10 protein-coding genes and 1 pseudogene are annotated in these 12,081 nt (G+C 58.7%); 4 read left to right on the forward strand and 7 right to left on the reverse strand.

Annotated elements, in window-relative coordinates; genetic code table 11:
- The gene (locus tag I41_RS12010; RefSeq protein WP_145432917.1) at window positions 1–1,089 is read right to left on the reverse strand and encodes an efflux RND transporter periplasmic adaptor subunit; all 1,089 of its coding nucleotides are present in this window, start codon (window positions 1,087–1,089) and stop codon (window positions 1–3) included.
- 1,358 nt (window positions 1,090–2,447) lie between these two features.
- Window positions 2,448–3,362: a hypothetical protein gene (locus I41_RS12015; protein ID WP_145432918.1), complete on the reverse strand. Its 915-nt coding sequence runs from the start codon at window positions 3,360–3,362 to the stop codon at window positions 2,448–2,450.
- A gap of 155 nt (window positions 3,363–3,517) precedes the next feature.
- On the opposite strand from I41_RS12015, the gene I41_RS12020 reads away from it, so the two are divergent.
- Complete coding sequence (locus I41_RS12020; RefSeq protein ID WP_145432919.1) at window positions 3,518–3,754, forward strand: hypothetical protein; 237 nt, start codon at window positions 3,518–3,520, stop codon at window positions 3,752–3,754.
- Window positions 3,755–4,043: 289 nt separating this feature from the next.
- Window positions 4,044–4,394, forward strand: a complete 351-nt coding sequence (locus I41_RS12025) for a hypothetical protein (protein WP_145432920.1) — start codon at window positions 4,044–4,046, stop codon at window positions 4,392–4,394.
- A gap of 418 nt (window positions 4,395–4,812) precedes the next feature.
- On the opposite strand, the gene I41_RS12030 is transcribed toward I41_RS12025, so the two are convergent.
- The 5 genes and pseudogenes from I41_RS12030 to I41_RS27215 all read right to left on the reverse strand — a co-directional run bounded on the left by I41_RS12030 (window position 4,813) and on the right by I41_RS27215 (window position 9,201).
- Window positions 4,813–5,130, reverse strand: a complete 318-nt coding sequence (locus I41_RS12030) for a helix-turn-helix domain-containing protein (protein ID WP_145432921.1) — start codon at window positions 5,128–5,130, stop codon at window positions 4,813–4,815.
- Window positions 5,111–5,617: pseudogene (locus I41_RS28550) on the reverse strand (type II toxin-antitoxin system RelE/ParE family toxin). The gene I41_RS12030 and the pseudogene I41_RS28550 overlap by 20 nt, the downstream one beginning before the upstream one ends.
- Window positions 5,618–5,805: 188 nt before the next feature.
- Window positions 5,806–6,045 carry a hypothetical protein gene (locus I41_RS12045; protein WP_145432924.1) on the reverse strand — a complete coding sequence of 80 codons (240 nt, stop codon included), beginning with the start codon at window positions 6,043–6,045 and terminating at the stop codon, window positions 5,806–5,808.
- Between the two features lie 207 nt (window positions 6,046–6,252).
- Entirely contained in the window at window positions 6,253–7,935 is a 1,683-nt protein-coding gene (locus tag I41_RS12050) for an alkaline phosphatase (RefSeq protein WP_145432925.1), read from the reverse strand.
- A 789-nt stretch (window positions 7,936–8,724) separates the two neighbouring features.
- A complete protein-coding gene (locus I41_RS27215; protein ID WP_168206840.1) occupies window positions 8,725–9,201 on the reverse strand; it encodes a hypothetical protein in 477 nt (158 codons plus the stop codon).
- A gap of 297 nt (window positions 9,202–9,498) precedes the next feature.
- Here I41_RS27215 and I41_RS27220 point away from each other — a divergent pair, with 297 nt between their 5' ends.
- Together I41_RS27220 and I41_RS12065 are read left to right on the forward strand one after the other, a co-directional pair.
- The gene (locus tag I41_RS27220) at window positions 9,499–9,825 is read left to right on the forward strand and encodes a hypothetical protein (RefSeq protein WP_168206841.1); all 327 of its coding nucleotides are present in this window, start codon (window positions 9,499–9,501) and stop codon (window positions 9,823–9,825) included.
- A 1,140-nt stretch (window positions 9,826–10,965) separates the two neighbouring features.
- Entirely contained in the window at window positions 10,966–12,018 is a 1,053-nt protein-coding gene (locus tag I41_RS12065) for an IS630 family transposase (RefSeq protein WP_145432927.1), read from the forward strand.
- The last annotated feature ends 63 nt before the right edge of the window (window positions 12,019–12,081 follow it).

Genomic DNA, 12,081 nt, shown 5'->3' on the forward strand with positions numbered 1-12,081 from the left:
CTACTCGGCCTTGTACTTCAGATTGCTGAGAGCCACTTCAGGAGCGAGCAGCTCAAACTCAACCTTCTCGCCGTCACGAACTTGCCTGATGCCCTCGAGGACGATTTTGTCATTCACGCCAAGGCCCTCCTTGATGACGTAGACGTCCTCCATTTCGTTCTTGACTTGTATTTCGCGTTGATGCACCAAATTGTCTTCCCCGACGACGTAGGCGTAGCGCTTCGCAAGAATCTCGAAGGTCGCGCGCTGTGGAATGACGATGGCGTCCTTCTCCACATGGCTGAGAATTACCGTGCCTGTCTGACCGTGACGCAAGAGGCCGGTCGGATTGGGGAAGTCGGCGCGGAAGGCAATGTTGCCTGTCTTGTTGTTGAAGTCGGCCTCGATGGCGCCAATCTTCCCGATCTGGGGGAACTCCTTACCGTTCGCGAGCTCAAGATCGACTTGCAGCTCATGCTGCTGGTCCATCTCGGATTCGTATTCGATATAACGGGCCTCCGGCACGTTGAAGTACACCCACATCACGTCATTGTCGGAGAGCGTCGTTAGGATGTCGCCTTCTTCGATGAGACTGCCTTGTTGTTCGTGCAGACGATCGATGATGCCGTCGAAAGGGGCTTTGACGTCGGTGAAATTCAGTTCGGCTTGCGCCAATTTCACCTGGGCGTTGGCTTTGTCGAGCTTGGCCTGTGCTAGCGCCACTTCCTGCGGCGAGACGACCTTTTGCTCGTACAGCTTCTTCGTGTTGTTGAATTCAATCTGCGCCAACTGTGCCTCGGCAAGCTCGGAATCGAGCTTGGCCTGGTAAAGCGTTGGAAGAATCTTGAACAACAAGTCGCCTTCCTTGACGGCTTGTCCTTCCTTCACCTTGACCTCTTCGAGGTAGCCGCTTTCCAGGGCGCGGACTTCGATGTGACGGCGCGAGTGAATCTGACAGACGTATCGCTGCGTACTCGTCACGTCTTTCGAGACCGGGCTCGTCACTACGATCTTGTGCGGCTCCTCGTGATGCGCCTCATGCTTCTGACAAGCCGAAAGCGAAAGGAGGAGCAATCCCAGGAAGATGGCGCGAATTGATGACAACTTCATAATGCGTTCGGGCGGGCTTGTAGCTTGCCGGATTGGAACCCGGCGCTCACAGCTGTATCGCGGAATGCGAGAGAGCTCAGTGGCTGGGGCGTCTCGTTTCGCTAAGTAATGAATGGGTAATTGCAAATATGCCAGCATTGCGCGACCGTTAGCAGTCGCGGCGAAACGGGCAAAGTGGTAAAGGTGGGTTGCCTCCTCCGCCGTGGACATCGTCGACTTGCGTCACAATGAAACGGGCAAAGCCCACTAACGTAGGCAACCGATTGGAAGAGTCGGGGGGTGGTCCCCAAAACGTCCACTCGAACCACCTCAACTAATCCGACTAATCGTCATCATCGGAATTATTAGAATCGAAGCTCGCCTATAGTGGCATTAATTCTTCTTAAGGTTCAGTCGGGATCTATCCATGTGATGAATTTGCCCCAAATTCCCCAAGAGTTGCTGCGATGTGCCAGCAACGGACCGGCGACCTGCTATCCCGACACCGGGGTGACAATATCACTGCGGAGGAAATAGATGGGTCTTGACGGCCGCTGCCGAGGGCCGCGTGACAAGCCTCTTCAGTGGCACGACTTCGAGCTGCACGCATCTCCAAACCCATGTCAGAAATTAAACTGCTTTCAAACGCCAATTGCGGAGCTTCTTGTCGCCCCTTCACCGTTGCCTCCATCGACCTCTTCTAACTGTGACGATCGCCCTATAAGGGGCGCGCTCCGCTGCACGCCTGACGGGGCTCAGTCGCTCGCTCCGTCGTCCTTCCCGCATACCGCGAGACAACCACTTTGCCTCTCTCAGCATTCCTTCAATTGCGGAAATGGAAGTAAGGCAAGCATTGAGCGGCAGCGGCTTTGGAAAAGGATCGCCAGGAGCCTCACGAGCGAAGATGAAAACGTGGCCATACTGCAATTTTCACTTCCACTGGAGGACCGCGCCGAACTGCCACGCGACCACTGTGAAGCCGGGCGAGGGCATGGGATCTACTGCTCCGGCGTAGGAACCGAGCGATTCGGGATCGTAATTTGCTGACTCAGGCGGCGTTTGCGCGGCGTGCGGGATAGATTTCGGACGCCCAGCCAACCAATGGCGTCCTTGTGGTAAGACCGGGGGGGAGTGGGAGGAAGCTTGGCCTGTCGCAGCGGCGCCTCTCCCCACCGCGCCGGCGCAAGGAAAGCCGACGCCGTAGGGTAGGTACATAGACCTCAGCCGACGACGCGCCATGCGCAGTAGCGCGAACGTCGACTGTGTGAGTCTAGTGGACCGCACGGTTACTAGAGGCCCTGACTACGCCGGTGAGCCGGCCGCAATGGCGACGTTGCACGATCGAGCGCGATAATCGGCGTCGCGGCGTGCAGAAATCGCTAAATCGACGAATCCGCTGTCGGCGGTTGATTTGCCGCGTCCAACGCCCGTTGCAGCGCGATCATCCGTTTGTTCGCATTGCTCAGCGCTTCTTCATACTCACGCAATCGCCTCTCAGCCGAATCGCTGCGAATTCGGTATTCAGTGATCGCCGCGCGTAGTTTGTCGTTGGGAGCACTCTCGGCTTTCTTCCTCGCTTCGGCCTCCACAATCTCGCGACGTTTGGTCAAGTTCAATTTGATTTGGTCTCGCTTACGTTGGAGCGCACGCAATTCAACGCTGTTCTGATCGCGGCTCGCCTGACGTCGCGCCACGAGTTGCTCGTCAATTTTTGTTGACTCGCCTCGCAACGACTTGAGCGCGGAATCGGCCGCGAGGGCCGCCGACACCGCCTGCTCAACACCAGCCGTCGACTGAGATCGCTGCACCGCCAATTCGCGCATGAGCACGATGTCTACCAGTTCCTGCTTTGTTGACGCGATGAGATTGTTCAGCAGCCCAATGTGCGCCCGTAGACTCGGCAGCTCGATTTCCTTGATCGCCTGAACATTTTGACGCGTCCCGAAAGCAGCCGCCTTGTCAAACTCGCGATCCCGCTTCGAGCCCCGCTCCGCGATCATCGCCCGTTCAATCTGCCGGTGCACATCCTCGGGGGCGCGCAACTTCCAACGACGCAACTCGACATCCGAGCCGAACGGCGACTTATACTCCTTGATGATCAGATCCTCACCAGCCTCGCGCGATGTCGCGACAAACCCCGCATCGACCGATGGCGCCGTCGTCGCCTGCAACTTCTCGACATGGAGCGTCGCCAGCGCATCTCGTCGCCATTGCACGGCGAACGGCAAGGCCTGCATCGCAACCGCGCCGACCGCGGCTCCGCACAAGAAGATCACGATTCGCAAAGCGCTCATCGATGCGTCGCCCCGTAGAGTAGTCGTAGGTCGGGAAAATCTTCAGGTGATAGGCATGGTGACGCGCCGCACTCCCATTGACAAGCACTTCGGCCCGACCGGAGGGCAGAACCTGGGGAACCTCGTGAAGGGCCTTCGCCAATTTTCAACAAGGGATGCTGGGTGATCGGCTGATTTATGGAGTCGCCCAGTTCGACGCCTCCGCGTTCACCACGGACCATATCCCAGCGGGCCCCTCCCGCGATCCTCAAACGCTCAGCGAGCGGCTGCGCGTCGTCAAGCGCGCAGCCCTGGAGAGAGGATTCCCAGGGGCGCTGCCGACGTTTGACGACGACGAGTCGGCAGGAACGATCGGCGCGGCGTTTTTCTGCCGGCCGCCGCCGAATCGCTGAGCGTTCCCGCGCATTTGCTGAAGAACTGACCCAAACTGACGCCTCATCGTTTGCGGGACGCGTTCAAGTAGTCTCTGCGCCCGCGGGCGGCCTCACGCACTGCGCCGTCAGCACCGCGCTGATGCGTTCCCATCGTTGCCGGTGTGATTACCCTTTGGCGAGTCGGGAGCGCGCGAACTGACGCTTCTGGTGAGGTCTTTTGTTTTTCGGCGACGCTTGCAACGAGCCCGTCGCAACCGGAAATTGGACCGCTGCGAGTTGTAAAAGAACCCTCGAGGAATCTGATGACATGGACCGAAACCCATCTGACGAAGCTGCTTATGGCTATTTCGTCGTCTGCCTCTTAACGTTGGTCGGGCTGATCGTCATCTACCGTTCCACGAAGGGGCGGTCTGGTCCCCTATCCGCCCTGGTGTTCGTCGCGTTGGGCCCCTTTCTTGGAGTTCTGCTAATCTTCATCGACGCGCTTCGTAATGCAGCGAGGACAGAACAATCGCGTCACATCGGAATATCGGCCGGCGTCGACAGCTTCTCCATGGTGGCCTACATCGGAAAGATGGCGGCATTCGGCCTCGGAGCGAGCTTAGTTGCTTCAATTCTGTATCTTTACAGCATTCGTGACGAGCTCGACGGCTGGTGAAGCATCGAATCCGATCTTCCCCATTTTTTGCCCCGTACTGTGTTCCCCATTCGCTAGTCGGATTACCGCTTACGGGCCCGTGCTGCCATCTGCCACGTGCCCGCAACCGCGTGCTAGTTCAGCTTCAAGGCGATTGGCCTGAGCTCGAAGGCTAGACCGCTCCTTTTCGATTTGCTCCTTGATAGAAGCAAGAGGAGAAGATTCCATCCGAATGGCTCTGAATCCCTGCGGCACGAAGGCGACGCGGCGGCCATTCTAACAGCTGCGTTTCGGATGCAAAGAAAGGTGTTTAAAAAAGATGGCGGCGGCTTAGAGGTTGAGTAGGTTGAGTCTAAGCCGCCGCCTGGTCTGTTCGTCGCCTTAGGTGAAGGGACCACCTCAAACGACGCGATAGATTATCGGTTGTTCAAGTCTCAAGCTAAAGCCGGAAGAGGCACTCGCGCTCCCTTGAAGTTACTTTCACTTCGCGGCCCAGGCGATAGAGATACTTGCCTAGCAGGTCGAGCGTCATGCCGGAAATCTTTCCTCGCATAAGCTCGCTAACTCGAGGCTGCGGAACTCCGAGCACTTTCTCGAGCTGACGCGGCGTCAGCTTTTGCTTTTCAATTGCCTTCAGAATCTCGCTGTGCATCGACGCCTTAAGGAGCAGTATCGAAGCTTCTTCCGACGGGAAGCCCAAATCCTCGAAGATATTTCCACTGCTTACGTGGGTAGGTTCATTTTTCTTTGCGTGCATTTTTCTTCTCCTCTCTCAATCTATCCTTTACCGCCCGCAAGCGGCCCTTCGCTACGCTCAAGTCATTGCGAGGCGTCTTGGCTGAGTTCTTCGTAAAGCCATGGAGCATGTAAATGGTGTTGCCGACTTAGCTGAGATAAATCAGCCGGCGCCAGCCATCTTTGTCCATCTGGCGAAGCTCGAAAACTCCCGCACCAATTGATGTCATAGGTCGGGCGTTAAGCGGTCTCTCTCCGCTTTGCATTCTCCGGATATCCAAACCCAGGTCTTCTTTGATGTCCTTGGGGAAGCTCTTAACTACCTCCAGGCTATCACCTTCCCAGGCTACAAATACTTCCTGCTCCTTAGCCGTTCCTATCTCCACGCATCGTCTGTTATACGAATTACAGTATACGTTATTTTGTATAACGTCAAGAAGCTTTGTCGGCCAATAAAAAAAGGCCGGAGCATCGGCGTCGTGACGCGCCGCACTCCCATTGACAAGCACTTTGGCCCGACCGAAGGACAGAACCTGGGGAACCTCGTGAAGGGCCTTCGCCAATTTTCATCAAGGGATGCTGGTTGATCGGCTGATCTTTGGAGTCGCCCAGTTCGACGCCTCCGCGTTCACCGCTGACCGCATTAAGGTGAGCCCCTCCGGCGACGCTCGAACGCTTACCGAGCGGCTGCGCGTCGTCAGTCGCGCAGCCTTTGAGAGAGCATTCCAGGGGCGCTGCCGACGTTTGACGACGACAAGTCGGCAGGAACGATCGGCGCGGCTTTTTCTCTGCCGGCCGCCGCCGAATCGCTGAGCGTTCCCGCGCATTTGCTGAAGAACTGACTCGCGGCGAGGCGCCGGCACGGATCGAGTTCAATGTGGTCGCCGCGCGTCGCCTCTTGCGAAAATCGCTGCCAATTTGGCGCTAGTGCACTCAACAGCGTTCGCTAGCAATAAGGCGCCCATCTTCGGTCGCCTTGGGCTCGATCACGACCAAGTTGGGGGTCGCTGCTGAACCTGGCCCGGTCTAGCGCAATCAAAGTAGTGAGACCCAAGTGGAACTTGCTAAGTGTGAAGACGCGCGGAATTAGCCGTGTAAGTGGCTGACTGGAAAGGGGCGAAGCTGCCACGGGGCGCGTCAAATCTCAATTGCCGCCGGCGTTACCCTCGTTTAATGGACGGATGAGGAGTTCCGGTCGGTCCAGGTGTAGGTAGTGACCATGGTCGCCAGTAAGAATCATCAGCGACTCTTGCCAGTTGCTGTTCGCTTCAACCCACTGGGTAATGATCTTCACGGCCTCGTCGCCGCTATTGACCGCGCCGATCGATGCGTCGAGGTTATTGCCGTGATTGGCCCAATCGACGTCGCCTTCCTCGACCATGAGCCAGAACCCGCGATCATTGTTATTGCCCAAGACAATCAGCGCGGCGGAAGTCATCTCGGCCAGGGTCGGATTTTCAGTAATTTCCTCCTCAGAATAAACGATCGGTTCGCCGTTTAGTCCAGGAGCCGGACAATAGTCGCGGTCCGCTGAGGCGAAGGGCAGATGGCCCCCAACATGCTTTTTTTCGCCGCCGACGCCATAGAACCCTAACAACCGACGGCCTTCGCGAGCCGCCCGCTGAGCGGCGGCGGCGAGGTGACTTCCCCCTGGTTCTCCTGGCGAGCGGACCGAGACGACATAGCGGCCGCCATGATTGACGTCGGCTGCCTTCATGTCAGCATCGGTCAGATAGTCGTTGCCGGGAACAAAATTGTCTCCCTGCGCCTTATTTGTGCCTTTCTCAACGCCATAGCCGGCTCCAATCACGACGTCCATTCCGTCCAGCGGTTGCTCGGGATGGCTGATTGACGGCAGTCCTAGCAAATCACGCGTTAGATCTTGATAGTCATCACGATGGACATTGTGAGCATAGGCCGCCGCTGGAGTCGCATGACTGATTGGCACGGACGTCACGACCCCCACACGGTAGCCCGCCCGCTGAGCGCGATGCGCTATCGTCGCCAGCCGCGCGCCATACGGATCGACGTTGATGGCTCCATTGTAGGTCTTCACGCCGGAGGTCATGCTCGTCGCGGAACTGGCCGAATCGGCGTAAGCGTGTCGCACCGGACCGTCCTTAGGCCCAGCGATGAGATATTCGGGTTCCGTCGCCGTCGCCCAGGGAGTGATCCCTCCCAACTCTGGCCGATAGCCGCCGGCGAGGCCGCCTCCGGGATTCTTCACACGTTGGGCGTTGACGTCGACCTGCGTTCCGTCGCGGTAGGGACTTGTGACCATCCAGCTGAACTGGCTCGTTCCCTCGGCATCGTAGTCCTGAAAGTGCGTTCCGCTTCCTCGACCCTCAGCATAAGCGACGCGCTGAAGGTTCCAGATCGAAGCGGCACGCGTCGTGTCCCAATCCATCCCATCGAACACGACGAGGAAGATGTACTTCTTGCCGGCAGCGAGCGCTGCCGCTTGCAGATCATAGATATTCGTCTGGTCCAGATAGTGAGCGGCGTCAGAGACGGAGTCTGCCGCTGGACCGCCGTAGAGTCGGCGCAGGCGTTCTTCATTACGGTACACGCTGTTCGCGCCCGTATAGCTTGTCAGATCGACGCCGGCGTCGCCGCCGCTGGCGCCATAGGCGTAGACGGGAATCAGCCGATTCGAATGCGCGGACCAAGTGCTGTACCGCGTTGCATCGGTCCCCCAATGGGCAGCCGGCGATGCTCCCGACGACACGGCGCTTCGTTGCAACTCATTCAGCAAGTCGCCTGAAGTCGGGGACGCGACGCAGCACAGAAACCCCAACACTAGTGCAACTGGTCCAACGCGAGCCATTCGCCGGCCTCTGGAAACGGAAGTGAACTGGTTTACTCGCCGCACGCCGGCTAAGCGACGATTATGCCATCAAAATCACGACCGGCCAACGAGTCAACGGACCCCAACTTGCCGAGAGCTGGCCGCTAGCAGCATGGCGCTTTGCCGGAAGTCGAATGGCATTTTTCAGCGTGAGGCTCGTTATTTGTGAGAAACAGAAGCGGCCATGTTGCACCTGCCGATTGCATCACTGCCGCGATGACCGGATCGATTCGACTGACTGACGGTCATCAGAGACCGCCGCCTCGATGTGAGCCGCCGGATCAGTCGTCGAACGATGAACGCGATGACCACGTTCGATCAGCGCCACGGCAACTGATGCTGCGATAGTGGTTTTGTCGACTCCACTCTTCCACATCGTCAGGATCGCCCCGTGGCCCGGAGCTGCTAGGTTGACGATCAGATCGCTGAGCGACGGCGGGCAGGGGGTGCAGCAGCAAGTTGTTCGTGATTGCGATAGAAGCTCACCAAATGGTGATGGGCTTCGCCAAAACCGCCGACCGGCTTAGGTCGCGCCGATAACTCCTACGAGACAGCACCCCGTCGTGCTCGTAGGACTCCGTGCCAGCTTGCATCCTGACGCACTCCAGCCAGGAAATGCGATTGTCAGATGCCTCGCCAAGACCAAGCCCTCAAGTCGCCGCCTAGAGATGCTCAAGCAGGCTTCGGGAAGCAGGATGGAAGTTGCCGTGGCGTTGTCGGGATTGCCTGTTGCGCATCACGAGCAGCGAGGCAAATCAGAACAGTCGGTCACGCGGCGCGCGCTGGCCAGAATCGTGCGACGACAAGCGGCAGCAGGAAGGCAACGCCGCAGACGAGGCCCAGCGTCCATAACGCGACTTTGGGCTCAGGACTTTCGGGGGGCCGAGCAGTCGCCATCAATGCGACCCTTTCAGGGGCGTTGCGCTCCGTTTCCAGCCTGAGTTTACGGGCCGCGATCAACTCAAACACCTGTTTCTCGCGATCAAGTTCAGCAAGCGTGAACTCTAAGCTGCTGAGTTTTCCCTCGTCCGCCTCCAATTGCTTCTCCGCCGCATCAAGACGGTTCGCTAGGACATCCTTCTTCACGTTCAGAGCGGCAATCTTGTCGCGAAGCGACTGCTGCGCTTGAAATTGTTCTTCTGCATGCAAAGCGGCGTGCTTACGTCGCAGCACATCACGCTGATCTTCTTTGAGTTGATCAAGTGCAGCGCGCCGCTCGCCGAGCTCACGCGTGAGTTCGGCCAACGCCTTTTTCTCATCAGTCTCACTCCCGCCCGTTGGTCCCGGAAGTTGATCGATTTGTGCCTGGAGCTCGTCGACCGTCAGCTGGGACGCGATGATCGGGGGATGATTCTGAACGGCTAATTCCACGTGCGCGTCGAGGTGTGGCGGTTTTGACGGCGAGGATTCGAGACGTCGCTGTTCAGCGTCTAGCAGCGCCAGTTCCAGGTCGACCTCCGCTGCCTTTCGTCGGAGGTCACTCGTCAGTTCATAGCGATCTGCGTTGCTACTCTTCGCGTTTCGACTGAATGGATTCGGGCCGTGCGTTTCTCGACTGAGCTGGAGAACCTTTTCGCGCAACTGGGCCAGCTCAACCTCACGACGCTGCTGCTCGGCGCCAAGCATTTCGATCACTCGTGCCCCATTGTAGTCGGGCTCAGATCGATGTGCATGCAAGTACTCGGTCACGACGGCATTTACGATACTGGCGGCGTCCTCTGCGGATGCCGAGACATACCTGGTTTCATACAGATTGGAATCGCCGAGGCGAGAAATCAGGAGACGATCTTGAATGTGAGCGACGGGGTCCACGCTCTCTCTGAGTTCAGCGCAAGCTGCTGCAGTTGGGTTTCCAACGACGCGATTTAGGATGACCGGAGATCGGATCAGCTCGACTTGCGTCTCGACGAACCGATTTCTGGTGGGGTCATCACTGTCCGCTGGGAACGCAATGAACGGAGCGTTTTTCGCGATTGAGATCACCGCCCGCGCGCTGTACTGCGTCGGGGTCGCGAAATAGAACGCTAGGCCGGCAATCAGCGCCGCGAGCAGCCCGGCCAGCAGCAGTTTGAGTCGTCGGTAGGGACTGCGCGTGCGCGATGACGCCCCCTCGTGCAGATCATCCTGCGTCGGTTCGATCGGCGATTGGAAGTCGGCGTCACCAGTCATGGCCATTCACCAATACGAACGGATTTGCTGCACGTTGCGGGAAGTAAAGTCAAAAGTCCCTCGCTTCGTCGTCGCGCAGAGCAATGACGCCTCATTGGCATTTGCGATTCGGGGTTGAGTCAGGAACCGATCCAGGCTCGCGGTACCTGGCAGTGTATTATTGCTAGCCTACCCAGGTATCTAGCGCACGGCGAATTACACAGCGTTCCAGCTGCCGTCCCATTCGGTTCTTGCTGTACCCGTCGGAGAGGTTCTACGCGTGACCTTCGCTTTCCCAGAGGCGCCGAGGCCAGTTCGGCTGGCCATCCTGCACAGCAGCCGCCAGCATCGCCGCGGGCGTTTTGTTTGCTCGACATCGAAGCCGACGTTGACCAAGCAGTGCGGACTACGCGAGTCGCGCGGCGGCGGGACAAGCGGCGTTTCCGACGTCATGCGCCGCAGGTCTAAACGATGCTCACGATCCACGATAGTGTCGTCGGCTCGGTCGTCAACGCAGTTGACGTCAATTTGCCGGCCCGCTGCCGGTGGCCATGGCGGGAGCGACGGCCGCCGGCGGTCGCCAAGCGGACGCCATGCCCCGCAATAGCTGGCGCACGCAGCGAATGACGCGGCCCACTGCTTGGAAATTGTGTTCCAGCGAATTGAAATCGACCGCATGCTGAACGTCGGCTGCAATTAGGTGAGCTCGTTCTATAGGATTCGATGGTCGGCAAAGGTCCGACGACGCGACTCTCTACAGCGAAGGTTATACGGATTCCAATCTGAGGTAGCGCGCCCCCCTCTTGCGCCCTCCCAGTTTACCCATGATGCTATTGCAGGCTCCTTTTCTGGGAGGTTGCGATGGACGTGAAGGATCATCTGCCGCTGGGCGAATTGCGGCGGCTGGAGCGAGTTGAGAAGGACGCCGATCGCGCCAAGCGGCTGCGGATTGTCATCCTCGGCATGGAAGGGTGGACGGCGCCGGCGGTGGCGATGGCCGTGGGCCTGACTCGCCGCATCTGCCAACGTTGGGTGCGTCGCTACAACGAAGAAGGCTTGGCGGGGCTCGAGGATCGCCGCGGCCGCGATCCTCGACTTCCGCTCACGCCGGAACAACAAGAGCGCGTTCGTCAGCGTCTGGACGCCGGCCCGACGGCCCAGGACGAAGTCTGTTCGCTTCGCGGCAAAGACGTGCAGCGGATCTTGGCCCAGGAGTTCCAACTGCTGCGCTCGCTGGCCGGCGTCTATCATCTGCTTCATCGACTGGGATATTCGTACCTGCGCCCTCGGCCGCGCCATCGCCAGGCCGATCCCGAAAAGCAGGCGGCGTTTCTGCGCGAGTGGCCAGACCGGCTGCGAGCGATTGAGGCGGCCCAGCCGACCAAGCGATTGCGGATTTACTTTCAGGATGAGTCGCGGTTCGGACAGCAAGGGACGACGACCAACGTGTGGGCGACGCGCGGTTCGCGTCCCACGGCGGTCCGTCAGACCGAGTACCAGTACCTGTGGGTGCTGGGCGTCGTGTGCCCGGAGACGGGCCATGCCGAGGGACTGCTCAGTCCGCAGCTCAATACGAAGATCGTCAACGAGTTCTTGACGCAGTTCGCCACGACCATTCCGGCCGATGAACACGCCGTGATGCTGTGGGACGGCGCCGGCTTTCACGCCAGCAAGCAGCTTCGCGTTCCCGAAAACGTGACCGTCGTCACGCTCCCGGCGTGTAGTCCCGAGTTGAACCCGATCGAAAACCTCTGGCACTATCTCAAGAGCCATTTCTGGAGCAACCGGGCCTACGACGACTTTGACGCCTTGGAAGAGGCCGCCGTTGCGGCGTGGCGCAAGGCCGCACTGGATGCCGACCTCATGAAACCCATCTGCGCTGCTCCCAACCTCGAACGCGCTACTTCAAATTAGGATGCGTATGATAGAGCCCCCGGCGGAAAATCGCGCCAAATGATCAAGAGGTCCAGTGGTGGG

Source organism: Lacipirellula limnantheis (assembly GCF_007746075.1).
In the GTDB taxonomy this organism is placed as follows: Bacteria; Planctomycetota; Planctomycetia; order Pirellulales; family Lacipirellulaceae; genus Lacipirellula; species Lacipirellula limnantheis.

Bases quoted from the DNA above. Each gene is read 5' to 3' on its own strand.
- I41_RS12010 (WP_145432917.1), bottom strand. From the start codon at position 1,089: ATGAAGTTGTCATCAATTCGCGCCATCTTCCTGGGATTGCTCCTCCTT.
- I41_RS12015 (WP_145432918.1), bottom strand. From the start codon at position 3,362: ATGAGCGCTTTGCGAATCGTGATCTTCTTGTGCGGAGCCGCGGTCGGC.
- I41_RS12020 (WP_145432919.1), top strand. From the start codon at position 3,518: ATGCTGGGTGATCGGCTGATTTATGGAGTCGCCCAGTTCGACGCCTCC.
- I41_RS12025 (WP_145432920.1), top strand. From the start codon at position 4,044: ATGGACCGAAACCCATCTGACGAAGCTGCTTATGGCTATTTCGTCGTC.
- I41_RS12030 (WP_145432921.1), bottom strand. From the start codon at position 5,130: ATGCACGCAAAGAAAAATGAACCTACCCACGTAAGCAGTGGAAATATC.
- I41_RS12050 (WP_145432925.1), bottom strand. From the start codon at position 7,935: ATGGCTCGCGTTGGACCAGTTGCACTAGTGTTGGGGTTTCTGTGCTGC.
- I41_RS12065 (WP_145432927.1), top strand. From the start codon at position 10,966: ATGGACGTGAAGGATCATCTGCCGCTGGGCGAATTGCGGCGGCTGGAG.